We start from the raw sequence: 15,032 nt of genomic DNA on the forward strand, positions 1-15,032 counted from the left end.
CATGGAAGAATGGCCGGGATCAACATGTACTCCCCGCAGTCGCGGGATATGTCCCCAGGAGGGAGCTACCTATGGGTAAGCGTGGCCGCAAGAAGCGCAGCCGTAAGGGAAATGCCGCCAATCACGGCAAGCGTCCCAACGCCTGAGCCGACCGGCCGAGGCCGGGCAACAGACCACGAGCGGCCCGCACTTCGTCGAAGTGCGGGCCGCTCGGTGTTCGGGGCGTGGGCGGGCCGGTCTCAGGCCCGGTTCGGGTCGGCCGGGAGATCGCCGGTCCGGAAGGTCACCGCCCGGATCTCCACGCCGAGCCGTTCGCGCAGCGAATCGGGGGCCTTCTCGCCGCCGCATTTGCGGTGCAGCATGCTCTTGATCTTCTCTTCGATGCCGTAGGCCTCGATACAGGGCGCGCAGTGGTCCATATGGTGCTGGAGCCGTTCGCGGGTGCGGTCGTCGCATTCGCCGTCGAGCATGAGCCAGACGTCGGCCAGTACCGCCGTGCAGTCGAGCTCCATATCGGGGTCGTGCTCGGTGCTCACTGCTTGACCTCCTGGCGCACCGCCGCGGCGGTATCGGCATCGCCGGACTCGGACGCGGTGCGGTTGAACCCGCGTTCACGCGCCACATCGGCGAGCAAACCCTTCAGTTGTTTCCGTCCGCGATGCAAACGGGACATCACCGTACCGATAGGAGTGCCCATGATGTCGGCGATTTCCTTGTACGGGAACCCTTCGACATCGGCGTAGTACACCGCCATCCGGAACTCCTCGGGCAGTTGCACGAGGGCGGCTTTGATGTCGTCGTCGGGAAGGGCGTCGAGGGCTTCGACCTCGGCCGAACGCAGACCGGTCGAACTGTGCTCGGCGGTGGCGGCGAGCTGCCAGTCGGTGATCTCGTCGGTGGGGTACTGCGCGGGCTGGCGCTGTTTCTTCCGATACGAGTTGATGTAGGTGTTCGTGAGGATCCGGTAGAGCCAGGCCCGCAGGTTGGTGCCCTCTTTGAAGGACTTGAATCCGGCATAGGCCTTGACGTAGGTCTCCTGGACCAGGTCTTCGGCGTCGGCGGGGTTACGCGTCATCCGCAGGGCAGCGCCGTAGAGCTGGTCCAGCATGGGTAGCGCGTCCCGCTCGAACCGCTGGGCCAGTTCGGCGTCGGTCTCCGGCTGCCCGGCAGGCCGCGCGTCGGCGCCGGTGTCGGTCGCCACGTCGTCCTCGCTCGTCACACGTGTCCCTTCGATCGGCTTACCTGCCAAATCTACCGGGAGCGTGAACTGCGGGAAGAACCGCGTGCGCGCCGAAGCCGGATCGTGGTGGACCGGGCGTGGTTCGACGAGAACGGGCACCGTCACTCCTTCACTCGTGCGCGGGGCCGCACCAGCGGAACCGTAGGTTCCGTCCGATGCGCTGTTTCTGCCGCGTACAACTCACTGCGCCCGCGAAGTGTTCCCCGACCACGGGAAAGTGACCTCACAGATCGGCTCGGCGCGGCCCGGGTAGGGTCCGGCCCATGGCAGCAGCCGCCACTCCGGCGATCCGGGCACTGGTCACCGCCGGTGCGGCCCACACCGTGCACAGCTACGACCACGACCCGCGCGCCGGAACCTACGGTGGTGAAGCGGTCGATGTGCTGGTCGCCCGGCTCGGTGTCGCCCCGGGACAGATCTTCAAGACATTGGTGCTGGAGTTGTCCACCGGGGCGCTGGCGGTCGCGGTGCTGCCGGTTCCCGGCACGCTGTCGCCGAAGGCCGCGGCGGCGGCGCTGGGGGTGCCCAAGGCGGCGCTGGCCGACCGGGTCCGGGCCGAGCGCGGCACCGGTTACGTGCTGGGCGGTATCTCTCCGCTGGGACAGCGCAAACGCCATCCCACGGTGGTGGACGACTCCGCGCTCGGCTGGGATCGGGTGTTGTGCAGTGCGGGGCGGCGGGGCCTGGAGATCGAAGTCGCGCCCGCCGATCTGGTCCGGTTGACCGGCGCGGTCACCGCCCCGGTCACCGCCTGAGGGCCGGGCGCGGGCGCCTGATCGGCCCGCTCCCCGCGTGCCGAAGGGCAATTCAGCAGGTCAGGCCGGTTCGTATGCGTTACTTGGTACGTCCGATCGTCTGACCCGAGGATGTGATGCGATATGTCCCCGCGCAAATTCGTGCGCACCGTGTTCCTCGCCGTGTCCGCGGCCGTGGCCCTGTCCCTCGGCCCGGCGGTGCTGTCGGCGCCGGCGGCCCTGGCGGCGCCGGGTGAGTTCCCGTTCGACGGCCAGGGCGGTTCGAAGAGCGAATCGGAGAACCGCACCCCGGAGAACCGCGACCAGGAGAACCGCGCCCTGGAGAACGATCTCGGTAAGCGCGTCGAGGAGGCCGGCGAGCGCGCCGAGGAAGCCGGCGGCGGAATGGTGACCCAGGCCATCGATATGAGCGCCGATATGTTGAAATGCGGCCTGCATATCGCCACTCCGGCGATCGAGTGCCCCCTGAACAGCTGAACCCCGTATCCGCCCGGAGCGATTCGCCGTCCCGGGCGGATACGAGTTCACAGCAGGGTGGTCTGCTCCGCCGCATCCGGGGCGGGCGCCAGTAGTTCCGGCCCGTTGTTCTTCACACTGTTCACCAGGGTCGACACCGGCCGGGCCGTGATCGCGGCCGCCAGGGCCTCGCTGGGCGGCCCGAGCAGATCGGCGGGGGCGCGGTGATCGGGGTCGAGCCAGGCGTCCCAGTGTTCGCGGGGCATGGGCAGCGGCATCCGGTCGTGGATCCGGGTGAGGTCACCGATGGCGTCGGTGGTGAGGATGGTGCACGACAGCAGCGGTTGCGGATCGTCGAGCGACCGGTCCCGCCAGACCGACCACAGCCCCGCCATGTACAGCCGCTCACCGTCCGGACGGGACATGAAGTACGGGTGTTTGACCATTTTGGGCTTCTTCCCGTTGCCCGGCCCCGCCGGATCGGGCTCGACGAGCCATTCGTACCAGCCGTCCATCGGGACCAGGCAGCGCCGGTATTTCACCGCGTCCCGGAAGGACGGGAGCTCCGCCGCCCGGTCCGCCCGGGCGTTGAACAGCGGCTTCCCCTTCACCGGGACTCCCGGTTCGGCGGCTTTGCTCCAGTGTGGAATCAATCCCCAGCGCATCCGCCGGATACGGCGGCTCGGTGTGTCGTCGGGGTGTTCGTGGGTATGCCGGTCCACGACGGTGACGATCTGCGTCGTCGGCGCGACGTTGTAGTTCACGCCGGGCACCCGGGCGCCGGTGTTCGCCCCCTCCCCGGCCGCCGGCCCGGCACCGCCCGGCGCTTCGTAGCCGCCGGAGGCCCCGGTTTCGTCGAGGGCGTCCAACTCGACCGCGAGCCGGCCGGGATCCGTCGTTGTCGCATACCGTCCGCACATATTCCGATACTTACACCGAATACCGACAGATCAAGACAATCCCGGCCTCGTCCGCAACAATGAGGGCAGCACTTGGTGACGTGTTGAGAGTTATGCCTTAGCATCCTCTCACCGAGGACGTGGCGGTCACAGGCTGCCCGTCCACGCGCGCAGCTACCGCCCTACTTCCGCAGAGGAGAACCTGTGACAACCACCGAAAACGCCACCGAGAAAGAATCGGTGCTCACCTCGGTCGATCCGGCCACAGGAGCCACCCTGGCCACGTACTCGATCGCCGACGAGAAGGCGGTCGGCGCGGCTGTCGCGAAGGCGCGCGCCGCCGCGCCGGTCTGGGAGGATCTGGGTTTCGACGGCCGGAAGAAGGCCCTGCTGCGCTGGTCCAGCCGGCTGGTCACCGAATCCGACGAATTCTGCGCGCTCATCCACGCCGAGAACGGTAAACCGCTCGACGACGCTTTTCTGGAACTGATGCTCGCGCTCGAGCACATCGCCTGGGCGGCCAAGCACGCCAAGAAGGTCCTGTCCCCCCAGAAGATCCCCTCGGGCCCGCTGATGGCGAACTTCTCGGCCCGCATCGAATACCGGCCGCTGGGTGTGATCGGCGTGATCGGACCGTGGAACTATCCCGTCTACACCCCTAACGGGTCGCTGGCCTACGCCCTGGCCGCCGGTAACACCGTGGTGTTCAAGCCGTCGGAATTCTCCACCGGAATCGGCAATTTTCTCGCGGAGGCATTCTCCGAGGCCAATCCGGAACTGCCCGAGGGCGTTTTCGTCGCGATCAACGGTTTCGGCGCGACCGGTGCCGCGCTGGTGAAATCGGGTGTGGACAAGATCGCGTTCACCGGTTCGGCCGCCACCGGACGCAAGATCATGGCCTCGGCCGCCGAGAACCTCACCCCGGTGCTGCTGGAATGCGGCGGTAAAGACCCCGTGATCGTGGCGGCGGACGCGGATGTGAAGGCCGCCGCCGACGCCATCGCCTGGGGCGCCACCTCGAACAGCGGCCAGACCTGCGCCGGCGTGGAACGCGTCTACGTGGACAAGTCGGTCAAGGAGGAGTTCCTCGCCGAACTGACCCGCATCCTGAAAGATGTGAAACCGGGTTCGGACAAGGACGCCGCCTACGGTCCGATGACCATGCCGAGCCAGATCGACATCGTCAAGAAGCATATCGACGCGGCCCTGGCCGGCGGCGGCAAAGCCCTGCTGGGCGGCCCCGAATCGATCAAGGGCCCTTTCATCGAACCGGTCGTGCTGGTGGACGTGGACGAGGACTCGGCGGCGGTCAAGGAGGAGACCTTCGGACCGACGGTGACCGTCACCACGGTGAACAGCATCGACGAGGCCGTGGATCTCGCCAACAACACCACCTTCGGCCTGGCCTCCGCGGTCTACTCGAAGAAGCAGGGACTCGAGATCGCCCGGCGGCTGAAGGTCGGCGCGACATCGGTGAACTCGGTCCTCGGCTTCGCCGCCATCCCCGGGCTGCCCTTCGGCGGCAGCGCCGATTCCGGTATCGGTCGTATCCACGGTGAGCCGGGTATGCGCGAATTCGCCCGGCCGCATTCGATCGCGGTGCAGCGCTTCACGATTCCCGGGATGGCGTTGCAGAGCTACCGCCGCACCCAGGCGAACATGAAGATGCTGCGCCGGATGGTTCCGCTGCTGCACGGCCGGAACAAGTAGTCCGGCCACCACAGGTGCGAACGCGATCGGTGGTGCCCGGCGACACACTGACGAGCACCACCGATACGCCTGTCGGCCCGATGCGCCAAGATGGTCTGGTGAGTTTCTGGCCAGCGCCCCATGTCGATGCCCCAGTGCATGCGACCGTCACCCTGCCCGGCTCCAAATCGATCACGAACAGAGCGCTGGTCCTGGCGGCGCTCGCCGATGGTCCCTCGACCATCACCGGAGCCCTGCGCAGCCGTGACACCGGTCTGATGATCGCCGCGCTACGTGCCCTGGGCACCCAGATCATCGGCGACGCCGACACCCTGGCCGTCACCCCCGCGCCGCTCCGGGGCGGTCGGGTCGACTGCGGCCTGGCCGGCACCGTGATGCGTTTCGTCCCCCCGGTGGCGACCCTCGCGGTGAGCGAAACGGCCTTCGACGGCGATATCGCCGCCCGGGTCCGCCCGTTGCGCACCATCCTCGACGCCCTGCGTGGACTCGGGGCGGATATCGAGGGGGACGCCCTGCCGTTCACCGTGCGCGGGACCGGCGCCCTGCGCGGTGGCGCCATCACCATCGACGCCTCCGGTTCTTCGCAGTTCGTCTCCGGTCTGCTGCTGTCGGGCGCCCGTTTCGACGAGGGCGTGATGGTGCGTCACTCCGGGAGCGCGCTGCCCTCCATGCCGCATATCGAGATGACGGTCGAGATGCTGCGCCGCGCCGATGTCGTGGTCGAGGCACCCACCGACGTCCGGGGCGAACAGACCTGGACCGTGTCCCCCGGCCCGATCCGCGCGGTCGACTGGACGGTCGAGCCGGACCTGTCCAATGCCACCCCGTTCCTGGCCGCGGCCGCGGTCACCGGCGGCCGTGTCAGCATTCCGCACTGGCCGCGGCTGACCACACAGGCCGGCGATGTGATCCGGGAGATCCTGGTACGGATGGGCGCCGAGGCAGGTTTCAGTGACGGCGCACTCACGGTGACCGGTCCGGACCGGCTGGCCGGTATCGATATCGATCTGCACGATGTGGGCGAGCTGACTCCGACCGTCGCGGCGCTGGCGGCACTGGCCGATTCGGAGTCCCGGCTGCGGGGCATCGCCCATCTGCGCGGACACGAAACCGACCGGCTGGCCGCACTGTCCACCGAGATCAACCGGCTCGGCGGGCAGGTGTCCGAAACCGAGGACGGACTGGAGATCGTCCCCGCCCCACTGCACGGCGGCCGCTGGCATTCCTACGCCGACCACCGGATGGCCACGGCGGGCGCGATTCTCGGACTCGCCGTACCGGGGATCGAGATCGAGGACATCGGGACGACGGCCAAGACCCTGCCCGATTTCGTCGCCCTGTGGGAATCGATGCTCGACCCGCGGTTGGCCGAACCGGGAGCGGCTCACTGAGCCGGCGCGGCCGCACCACCGCCTCCTACGACGAATCCGATGTCCGGGTGCGTCCCGGGCGGAGTTCGCGGCCGCGGACCAAGACCCGCCCGGAACACCGCGATGCGCAGCCGGCGATGGTGGTGTCGGTGGACCGGGGGCGTTGGGGGTGCGTGCTCGACGGCGATCCGCAGCGTCCGCTGGTGGCCATGCGGGCCCGGGAACTGGGGCGCACGCCCATCGTGGTCGGTGATCGGGTCGAGGTGGTCGGCGACCTGTCCGGGCGGCCCGACACCCTCGCGCGGATCATCCGGGTCACCGAGCGCACCACCGTGCTGCGGCGCACCGCCGACGACACCGATCCGTTCGAGCGGGTGGTGGTCGGAAACGCGGAGAAGTTGTTCATCGTGGTGGCGCTGGCCGATCCGCCGCCGCGTACCGGGTTCGTCGAGCGGGCCATGGTCGCCGCCTACGCGGGCGGGCTGGAACCGGTCCTGTGTCTCACCAAACACGACCTTGCCGGCGACTCGGATTTCGCGGCCGCGTTCGACGATCTGGACCTGACCATTGTCTACGCGGGCATCGACGACCCCCTCGATACGACACTGGCCCTGCTCACCGGCCATCTCACCTGTTTCCTGGGGCATTCCGGGGTGGGGAAATCCACCCTGGTCAACCGCCTGGTTCCCGACGCCGCGCGGGCGGTCGGCGAGGTGTCCGGGGTCGGCAAAGGCAAGCACACCTCCACCCAATCGGTCGCGCTGGCGCTGCCGGACGGCGGCTGGGTCATCGACACGCCGGGTATCCGGTCGTTCGGCCTCGCCCACATCACGCCCGACGATGTGATCGCGGCCTTCACCGATCTCGCCGCGGCGATCGAGGACTGCCCACGCGGTTGTACACATCTGGGCCCGCCCGCCGATCCGGAATGCGCGCTGGACGAACTCCCGGACAAAGCGCGGCGAGTGGCCGCGATCCGCCGTCTGCTGGTCGCGCTGAACTCCAACGACCAGTGGTGAGCATGCCGGTTACGGCAGCCGGGCGCTCTTCCGCCTCCCTCGGTGCCGGGGTTTCGGCGTCTTGGGCGGAGCTCGGTCTTCCACCAGCGGCCGGGTGTGCATCGCCGCCGCGCGCTGACGTACGCGGGACCACCCAAATCGTCAGTTGCACCGTTTGTTATGGTTTAATCATAACAAGGAGGTGCCCATGACCAACCTGACCTCGCTCCGGCTCTGCCTACTCGCCGGACTCCCACCGATCCTGTCCGCCGTGCCCAACATCGTGTTGCTGGCCGCGGCGGCCGACCGACTGCCCGACCCGCTGGCCACCCATTTCACCGCCGACGGCGCCGACGGCTTCACCGGCCGGGTAGCGACGATGTTCGTCTCCGCCGGTCTGGGCCTCGGCCTGGGAGTCATTTTCGCCGCGATCCTCGTGGTGGGCGTACGCACCAACGCGCGCCGGGCCGATACTCCCCTGGACCCCATTCGGTCACTGGTCGCCACGGCCTGGGGTGTGGGCGGATTCGTCGGCGCCATCGTGCTGGCGGGCACCATCGCCAACTTGGATGCCGTCGATCCCGCGCGGGTCACGCTCTCGGGCTGGGCGTTCGCGGCCGCGGCGGCCGCCGGGCTGCTGTTCGGTGCGGCGGGCTGGCTGGCCGCACCGGCGAGCCCGGTGACACCCGGCCCGGCACCGGCCGAACCCCTCCCACTCGGGCGTTCCGAACGCGTCAGCTGGTCTCGGCGGGCGGTGTCGCCGTGGATGCTGTTGACCGGTGTGGTCGCTGTGCTCATGGGGGTGGTGGTCGGACTCGTCGCCCAGCCGCTGGCCGGTGTGCTGCTGGCGTTCACCGGGGTGCTGCTCGCGCACCTGGCGCTGCTGCGGGTGGTCGTGGACCAGCGCGGTCTCACCGTGGGGACCGGCGTGCTGGGCTGGCCGCGGTGGCGGCTGCGGCCCGGTGACATCACGGAGGTATCGGCCGACGACATCTCCCCCCTCCAGTACGGCGGGTACGGTATCCGGATGATCCCGGGCGCCACGGCCGTGGTGCTACGCGCCGGGCCCGGCATCGTGGTGACCCGCCGCTCGGGGCGCCGGTTCGTGGTCTCGGTCGACGACGCCGGCACGGGTGCGGGTGTCCTGGCCGGTGTCGTCGCACGGGCGGACTGACCCCGGTGCTGATCCGTGTCGACCCGGCGCGGCCCGAACCGCTGGCCGACCAGATCGCGGCCTGTGTCCGGCGCGCGATCGCCGACGGTGCCGCGCCCGCCGGTATCCGGCTGCCCGGCGCCCGGGAACTCGCGGCATCGTTGGACGTCAGTATCCACACCGTGCTCGCGGGATATCAGCGGTTGCGCGACGAAGGGCTGATCGAACTCCGCCGCGGGCGCGGTGCCACGGTCCGCGCCGGAACACCGGACGGGCGGGCGGCGGTGGTCGAACTCGCCCGGCAACTCGTGGACGCGGCCCGTCGCATCGACCTCGACGAGACCGAACTGCTCGACCTCGTCCGCGCCGCCGCGCGCTGACCGCGCCCGCGCTGCGCTCGCCGCCGGGCGCGGCGTAGCTGCGCGGCTGGGTCGCTCGATGTTCGGGCCGCGCGGTCGGGTCGATATGGGGATGCGCTGACCCCGAGCCGAGTATCAACGTGCGGCCGCCGTCACGCCCGGCTGCGGGCGGGCCCGGTCAGCGGACACGCCTGGTCAACCAATATTCCCGAAAATCGATCAGGCAAATTCATGGGATGTTCGGCGACGCACGGCGAATCAGCAAACTGCGGGCTTCCCGCCGCGTTAATATGCGGCGCGCACCGAAGTTATTCGGCCGAGACGGCACCGAGACGTCGGCGCGACAGTCCGGGTCCGAGCCGTCGCGGCGGGCCTCGCCGGCCCCAACAACCCGTCCCGCACCAACGAACACAGAAGGAATGATGCTCAAAATCCTGACCATCGGCGCGGTCACGGCCGCGCTCGTGTTCGGCAGCTTCTCCAGTGCCTCGGCACACCCGCCCGCCGCCTCGCGGCCGGGTTCGGCGGGTGTGCACAGCCCGGCGGGCAAGGACGATTCCGTCGCGCAACTACCCTTCACCGACCGAGAATTCCTCCGCGCCAGTGCGTTCGACGACGAGACCCGACAACTACAGGACGCGGCGATCGCCCTCGCCCACGCCCAATGCGATTACCTCGGCACCTCCGGCAACACCCCGGCGAACCGTGCCTATCTCGCCGAGGAAGCGCGGCCGTTCGTGGAATACCCCTACTTGTTCCTGGAAGCCGCGGTCGGCACCTACTGCCCGCAGCACACCGCGCTGGACTGAACAGCGACCCACGCGGCGTTCCGGCCACCCCTGACGGCAACGACGGCGCCGCTCCCGACATCCGGGAGCGGCGCCGCCTGTTACCAGCTCAGTGCTTACGCCGGGTCTTGGGACCGCGGCCCTGTTTCGTCTGTGCCCGGGCCGCCTCGCGGCGTTCCCGCCGGGTGCCCGGCGTCTGCCCGTCGGAGCCGTACTCCTCCGCGTCGCTGTGCACCGCGGTGCGGCCGCCCTCGTCCGGCCCCGAGTAGCTCAGGCCCCGCGGGCCCGAATCGTCTATACCGCGGGCGCGCAGGGCCGGCGGCGCGCCATTGAGGATCGGCAGCTTCTCGGTGGGGTACTGGCTCTCCGGCGGCACCGGCTGCGAGCCGATCGGGGAACGCAGACCCTGGCCCACCTGGACACCGTCGGGTTGCGGCTGCTGGACCTCCACCTGGACGTTGAACAGGATGCCGACGGCATCCTCCTTCAACCCTTCCAGCATGTTGGAGAACATATCGAAACCCTCGCGCTGGTATTCCACCAGCGGATCGCGCTGGGCCATCGCGCGCAGGCCGATGCCTTCCTTCAGGTAGTCCATCTCGTAGAGGTGCTCACGCCACTTCCGGTCCAGCACCGACAGCAGCACCTGGCGTTCCAAGGTGCGCATACTGCCCTCGCCGGCCAGGCCGTCGATCTCGGACTCACGCCGCTCGTAGGCGGAGTGCGCGTCATCGAGGAGGGTTTCGAGCAAATCCTCACGGGTGATCTCCCCGGCCTCACCGACCTCGGTCTCACCGGTGATGTCGCGGTGGTTCAGGCTCACCGGGTAGAGCGTTCTCAACGCTCCCCACAGTTTGTCGAGATCCCAGTCCTCCACGTAACCCTCGGCGGTGGCCCCGTCCACATAGGCGGTGATCACGTCGGTGATCATGCTCTGGACCTGACCCTCCATATCCTCGCCGCGCAGGATCTGGTTGCGCTCGTTGTAGATGACGGTGCGCTGCTGGTTCATCACCTCGTCGTATTTGAGCACGTTCTTACGGATCTCGAAGTTCTGCTGCTCGACTTGGGTCTGCGCGCTCTTGATGGCCTTGGAGACCATCTTCGCCTCGATCGGCACATCGTCGGGCAGATTGAGCCGAGTCATGATCGACTCCAGCGCCGCGCCGTTGAAACGGCGCATGAGCTCGTCGCCGAGCGACAGGTAGAACCGCGATTCGCCCGGGTCGCCCTGGCGACCGGACCGGCCGCGCAGCTGGTTGTCGATACGCCGGGAGTCGTGGCGCTCGGTACCGAGCACATAGAGGCCGCCGGCCTCCTTGACCGCCTCGGCGTCCTCGGCGACCTGCTTCTTCACCTTCTCCAGCGCGTGGAACCAGTTGGCCTGGTATTCCTCGGGGGTGTTCACCGGGTCCAGGCCCTGCTGGCGCAGCAGGGTGTCGGTGATGATGTCGGGGTTGCCACCGAGCACGATATCGGTACCGCGGCCGGCCATATTCGTCGCGACGGTCACCGTGCCGGGGCGGCCCGCCTCCGCGATGATCTGCGCTTCCTTCTCATGGAACTTCGCGTTCAGCACATTGTGCGGAACACCGCGCTTGGTGAGCTGCTTGGACAGATACTCCGACCGGTCCACGCTGGTGGTACCGATCAGAACCGGCTGGCCCGCCTGGTGGCGCTCCACCACGTCGTCGACCACGGCGTTGAATTTCGCCTCTTCGGTCTTGTAGATCAGGTCGGCCTGGTCGATACGGACCGGCGGCTTGTTGGTCGGGATCGGGATGACACCCAGGCTGTAGATCTGGTGCAACTCGGCCGCCTCGGTCTCGGCGGTACCGGTCATCCCGGAGAGCTTGTCGTAGAGGCGGAAGTAGTTCTGCAGCGTGATGGTGGCCAGGGTCTGGTTCTCCGGCTGGATCTCGACCCCTTCCTTGGCCTCGATCGCCTGGTGCATACCCTCGTTGTACCGGCGGCCGACCAGGATGCGCCCGGTGAACTCGTCGACGATGATCACCTCGCCGTCGCGGACGATGTAGTCCTTGTCCTTGGTGTAGAGCTCCTTGGCCTTGACGGAGTTGTTCAGGTAGCTCACCAGCGGGGAGTTGGCGGCCTCGTACAGATTGTCGATACCGAGCTGGTCCTCGACGAATTCCACACCCGCCTCGTGCACGCCGATGGTGCGTTTCTTGATATCGACCTCGTAGTGGAGATCTTTTTTCAGAAGCGGTGCAATTCGGGCGAATTCGGCATACCACTTGCTGGAGGCGTCCGCGGGACCGGAGATGATGAGCGGAGTACGCGCCTCGTCGATCAGAATCGAGTCGACCTCGTCGACCACGGCGAAATTGTGGCCGCGCTGAACCAGATCGTCCAGCGAATGGGTCATATTGTCGCGCAGATAGTCGAAGCCGAATTCGTTGTTGGTGCCGTAGGTGATATCGGCACCGTAGGCCTCGCGCCGCTGCGGCGGCGTCATACCGGCCAGGATCGCACCCACCTCGAGGCCCAGGAAACGGTGCACCCGGCCCATCCACTCGGAGTCACGTTTGGCCAGATAGTCGTTGGTGGTGACGATATGCACGCCGTCACCGCTGATCGCGTTCAGGTAGGCCGGCAGCACCGACGTCAGAGTTTTGCCCTCACCGGTCTTCATCTCGGCGATATTGCCCAGATGCAGCGCCGCGCCACCCATGATCTGCACTTTGTAGTGCTTCTGCTGCAATACCCGCCATGAGGCCTCGCGCGCCACCGCGAATGCCTCCAACAGCAGGTCGTCGAGCGATTCCCCGTCGGCATAGCGCTCGCGGAATTCGTCGGTTTTGGCACGCAGCTCGGTATCGGTGAGGTCGGAGTAGTCGCCCTCGAGCCCGATCACCTCGTCGGCGAGATGGGAGAGGCGCTTGACCATGCGACCCTCACCAAAACGTAGCAACCTCGTCAGTGTCAGCGCAGGCACGAGTCTCGTCAGTCCTCTGGGTCGGTTTCGGCTCCGATGTCGGCGGCGCGCGGCCCGACGAGGGGCCACGAAGCCGCAGCTTGCTTCATGGTAATGCGGCTCCCATGGTAGGCGCCGCCGCGTACCCGGCCAGTGTGCCTCGTTCGACATTCGCCGAGCGGTCGGGGCCCGCGGCGGCTATATCACCCAGAGCTCGCGCGCAAGCCTTCGAATTACATATCGGAATATCACACACAATGGTGCGGGAACAGGTACTACCTGGTCACAATGGAGACCGGATTCCGGACCCCGAAGGAGCAGACACCAGGGTGATAGCGAAGCTGACACCGCAGGACGCGGACTTCTTCCGGCTGGAATCGACCACCCACCCGGTACACATCGGGTCACTGGCCGTTCTCGACAACACCGGCGACGACGGCGAGCCGATCCTCGACTACCAGGGGCTGGTCGATCTGGTCGAGTCACGCCTGCCGCTGGTGCCCCGGTATCGCCGCAAGGTGCGCGAGATCCCCCTGTCGCTGGGGCGCCCGGTGTGGGTGGAGGACAGCCGCTTCGATATCACCTACCACCTGCGCCGTTCGGCCCTCCCCTCGCCGGGTGGCGACGACCAGCTCTACGACCTGACCGCCCGGCTGGGTTCCCGGCCCCTGGACCCGGGCCGCCCGCTGTGGGAGATGTATCTGATCGAAGGGCTGAGCGGGGGGCGGTGCGCGATCTACACGAAATCGCACGCGGCCCTCGTCGACGGGCAGGCCGCGCTGGAGATCGGCCATGTCGTCGTCGACGGAGCCGAGTCCCCGCGCGAGATAGCGGACGACGCGTGGATCCCCCGCCGCGAACCCAGCGATACCGATCTCCTGCTGGGCGCCCTCGGGCATCTGGTGGCCCAGCCCGGCTCGGCGGTGGAGGTGCTACGCGAGGTGGGTGCGGGTACCGCCGGATTCATCGGAACGGCCGGACGGACGGTGGAGGGCGCGGTGGCCGCGGTGCGCTCGGCGGCCAGCGGCACCCCGGACAGTCCACTGAACACGCGCACCTCCCGGCAGCGCCGGTTCACCGTCGCGGTCACCGAGCTCGACGACTACAAACGGGTACATCAGCAGGCGGGGTGCACGATCAACGATGCCGTGCTGGCCGTGGTCACCGGCGCGCTACGCAACTGGCTGCTGTCGCGGAACAAGGGCCTGACCGAATCGAGCGTGCTCCGCGCGGTCGTGCCGATGTCGGGCTACGGCAGGGAGCCGGGTACCGGCCGCACCCTGCCCAGCGGGATCACCCCGTTCCTGATCGATCTGCCGGTCGGCGAGCCCAGCCCGGTCATGCGGTTGTCCCATATCGCTCATGCCACCGCCGAGGACGCCCGCGGCCGGCACGGCGTACGGGCCTCGACGCTCGTACACCTCGCCGGGTTCGCTCCGGCCAGCCTGCACGCGATGAGTGTGCGGGCGGCGAGTACGTTCGCAGACCATACGTTCAATCTGGTGATCACCAACGCGCCGGGCCCGCAGACGCCCATGTTCGTCGGCGGCGCGCGGATGCTGGAGATGTACCCGGTTTCGCCACTGCTGCGCAACCAGGCGACGAGTATCGGGATCACGTCCTACGACGGGCGGGTCTGCTACGGACTCAATGCCGACCGCGAGGCGATGGCCGATATCGGGGTCCTGGCCGCGTCGGTGCCCGAATCGATGGAGGAGTTACTCGGTGCCTGCCTCTGACCGGACCATGCGCGTGTACGTGCCGGCGACCGTGCCCATGCTGCGCGAGCTCGTGGACAAACGGGTACTGCACGCGGTCGGCGGGACGGCTTTCGCGCTCACGCCCACGCTCCGCGAGGCCTATGCCTCGGGCGACGACGAAGAGCTGGCCGAGGTCGCCATGGCCGAGGCCGCGCGCGCGGCGCTGCGACTGCTGGCCGAGGAGGTGCACGGTTCCACGACCCCGATGTACCGCCGTGCGGTCATCGCGGTGGATGTGGAGGGCGCGACCCTGCGCCCGGACCTGGACGACGCGGTGGTGAAACTGGACGGACCGATCGAGTACGAGCGGGTCGCGTCGGTTCATCTGGACCTCGCCGAAGCCGAATCGGCGGTGGCCGAGGCGGTCGACAATGTCGATGCCGCCGACCTCGGCGACGAGGACGCCGAGTTCGTACTGGGCGACGCCGAGGACCATCAGCTGGCCTGGTACGCCACCCAGGAACTGCCGTTCCTCGTCGAACTGCTGTGAGCCCGCGCTTGTGACCGGGGACCGCCGGCACCGCCGCTCGCTGTGAGCCGCAACCGGGTCCGTGGAGGCCGTTCACCTGCGCCCCCACGACAACCTACGATGCCGTAACCTGGTGCCAC

Annotated in this window: 15 protein-coding genes; 11 read left to right on the plus strand and 4 right to left on the minus strand. The window is 68.1% G+C overall.

The window, feature by feature from the left end; all coding sequences use genetic code 11:
- The first annotated feature begins 71 nt into the window (after positions 1-71).
- Positions 72-146 (plus strand): 50S ribosomal protein bL37, encoded by a 75-nt coding sequence (locus tag ACQPYS_RS23715; protein ID WP_022597109.1) that lies wholly within the window; start codon positions 72-74, stop codon positions 144-146.
- A gap of 93 nt (positions 147-239) precedes the next feature.
- On the opposite strand, the gene rsrA is transcribed toward ACQPYS_RS23715, so the two are convergent.
- Together rsrA and ACQPYS_RS23725 are read right to left on the minus strand one after the other, a co-directional pair.
- Positions 240-512 (minus strand): mycothiol system anti-sigma-R factor, encoded by a 273-nt coding sequence (gene rsrA, locus ACQPYS_RS23720; protein WP_063039428.1) that lies wholly within the window; start codon positions 510-512, stop codon positions 240-242.
- A gap of 20 nt (positions 513-532) precedes the next feature.
- The gene (locus tag ACQPYS_RS23725) at positions 533-1,201 is read right to left on the minus strand and encodes a sigma-70 family RNA polymerase sigma factor (protein WP_085995454.1); all 669 of its coding nucleotides are present in this window, start codon (positions 1,199-1,201) and stop codon (positions 533-535) included.
- A 302-nt stretch (positions 1,202-1,503) separates the two neighbouring features.
- On the opposite strand from ACQPYS_RS23725, the gene ACQPYS_RS23730 reads away from it, so the two are divergent.
- Both ACQPYS_RS23730 and ACQPYS_RS23735 read left to right on the plus strand, forming a co-directional pair.
- On the plus strand, positions 1,504-1,995 hold the full coding sequence (locus tag ACQPYS_RS23730; RefSeq protein ID WP_063039201.1) for an aminoacyl-tRNA deacylase: 492 nt from the start codon (positions 1,504-1,506) through the stop codon (positions 1,993-1,995).
- 123 nt (positions 1,996-2,118) lie between these two features.
- Complete coding sequence (locus tag ACQPYS_RS23735; protein ID WP_063039203.1) at positions 2,119-2,472, plus strand: hypothetical protein; 354 nt, start codon at positions 2,119-2,121, stop codon at positions 2,470-2,472.
- Positions 2,473-2,519: 47 nt separating this feature from the next.
- On the opposite strand, the gene ACQPYS_RS23740 is transcribed toward ACQPYS_RS23735, so the two are convergent.
- Positions 2,520-3,371: an SOS response-associated peptidase gene (locus tag ACQPYS_RS23740; protein WP_063039205.1), complete on the minus strand. Its 852-nt coding sequence runs from the start codon at positions 3,369-3,371 to the stop codon at positions 2,520-2,522.
- Positions 3,372-3,554: 183 nt separating this feature from the next.
- Here ACQPYS_RS23740 and ACQPYS_RS23745 point away from each other — a divergent pair, with 183 nt between their 5' ends.
- From ACQPYS_RS23745 to ACQPYS_RS23770, 6 genes are all read left to right on the plus strand, one after another.
- Positions 3,555-5,060: an aldehyde dehydrogenase family protein gene (locus ACQPYS_RS23745; RefSeq protein ID WP_433490864.1), complete on the plus strand. Its 1,506-nt coding sequence runs from the start codon at positions 3,555-3,557 to the stop codon at positions 5,058-5,060.
- 80 nt (positions 5,061-5,140) lie between these two features.
- Positions 5,141-6,451, plus strand: coding sequence for a 3-phosphoshikimate 1-carboxyvinyltransferase (aroA, locus tag ACQPYS_RS23750; RefSeq protein ID WP_433490865.1), 1,311 nt, complete (start codon positions 5,141-5,143; stop codon positions 6,449-6,451).
- A gap of 128 nt (positions 6,452-6,579) precedes the next feature.
- Entirely contained in the window at positions 6,580-7,449 is an 870-nt protein-coding gene (rsgA, locus tag ACQPYS_RS23755; protein WP_433490866.1) for a ribosome small subunit-dependent GTPase A, read from the plus strand.
- Positions 7,450-7,636: 187 nt separating this feature from the next.
- Positions 7,637-8,602, plus strand: a complete 966-nt coding sequence (locus ACQPYS_RS23760; RefSeq protein WP_431941894.1) for a hypothetical protein — start codon at positions 7,637-7,639, stop codon at positions 8,600-8,602.
- Positions 8,603-8,607: 5 nt separating this feature from the next.
- On the plus strand, positions 8,608-8,961 hold the full coding sequence (locus ACQPYS_RS23765; protein ID WP_431941893.1) for a GntR family transcriptional regulator: 354 nt from the start codon (positions 8,608-8,610) through the stop codon (positions 8,959-8,961).
- A 398-nt stretch (positions 8,962-9,359) separates the two neighbouring features.
- Positions 9,360-9,749: a DUF732 domain-containing protein gene (locus ACQPYS_RS23770; protein ID WP_063039212.1), complete on the plus strand. Its 390-nt coding sequence runs from the start codon at positions 9,360-9,362 to the stop codon at positions 9,747-9,749.
- 88 nt (positions 9,750-9,837) lie between these two features.
- Here ACQPYS_RS23770 and secA read toward each other — a convergent pair whose 3' ends face one another.
- Positions 9,838-12,684, minus strand: a complete 2,847-nt coding sequence (secA, locus tag ACQPYS_RS23775; RefSeq protein WP_431941892.1) for a preprotein translocase subunit SecA — start codon at positions 12,682-12,684, stop codon at positions 9,838-9,840.
- 308 nt (positions 12,685-12,992) lie between these two features.
- Between secA and ACQPYS_RS23780 the strand changes: the two genes are divergently transcribed.
- Together ACQPYS_RS23780 and ACQPYS_RS23785 are read left to right on the plus strand one after the other, a co-directional pair.
- Positions 12,993-14,402 (plus strand): WS/DGAT/MGAT family O-acyltransferase, encoded by a 1,410-nt coding sequence (locus ACQPYS_RS23780; RefSeq protein ID WP_431941891.1) that lies wholly within the window; start codon positions 12,993-12,995, stop codon positions 14,400-14,402.
- 7 nt (positions 14,403-14,409) lie between these two features.
- Positions 14,410-14,913: a DUF6912 family protein gene (locus tag ACQPYS_RS23785; protein WP_431941899.1), complete on the plus strand. Its 504-nt coding sequence runs from the start codon at positions 14,410-14,412 to the stop codon at positions 14,911-14,913.
- Positions 14,914-15,032: the final 119 nt, after the last annotated feature.

The organism is Nocardia grenadensis, assembly GCF_050942415.1.
In the GTDB taxonomy this organism is placed as follows: Bacteria; Actinomycetota; Actinomycetes; order Mycobacteriales; family Mycobacteriaceae; genus Nocardia; species Nocardia grenadensis.

What these genes read in the sequence shown, in the direction of transcription:
- rsrA (WP_063039428.1), bottom strand. Translation starts at nt 512, where the DNA reads ATGGAGCTCGACTGCACGGCGGTACTGGCCGACGTCTGGCTCATGCTC.
- ACQPYS_RS23730 (WP_063039201.1), top strand. Translation starts at nt 1,504, where the DNA reads ATGGCAGCAGCCGCCACTCCGGCGATCCGGGCACTGGTCACCGCCGGT.
- ACQPYS_RS23735 (WP_063039203.1), top strand. Translation starts at nt 2,119, where the DNA reads ATGTCCCCGCGCAAATTCGTGCGCACCGTGTTCCTCGCCGTGTCCGCG.
- ACQPYS_RS23740 (WP_063039205.1), bottom strand. Translation starts at nt 3,371, where the DNA reads ATGTGCGGACGGTATGCGACAACGACGGATCCCGGCCGGCTCGCGGTC.
- aroA (WP_433490865.1), top strand. Translation starts at nt 5,141, where the DNA reads ATGCGCCAAGATGGTCTGGTGAGTTTCTGGCCAGCGCCCCATGTCGAT.
- ACQPYS_RS23760 (WP_431941894.1), top strand. Translation starts at nt 7,637, where the DNA reads ATGACCAACCTGACCTCGCTCCGGCTCTGCCTACTCGCCGGACTCCCA.
- ACQPYS_RS23770 (WP_063039212.1), top strand. Translation starts at nt 9,360, where the DNA reads ATGATGCTCAAAATCCTGACCATCGGCGCGGTCACGGCCGCGCTCGTG.
- ACQPYS_RS23785 (WP_431941899.1), top strand. Translation starts at nt 14,410, where the DNA reads ATGCGCGTGTACGTGCCGGCGACCGTGCCCATGCTGCGCGAGCTCGTG.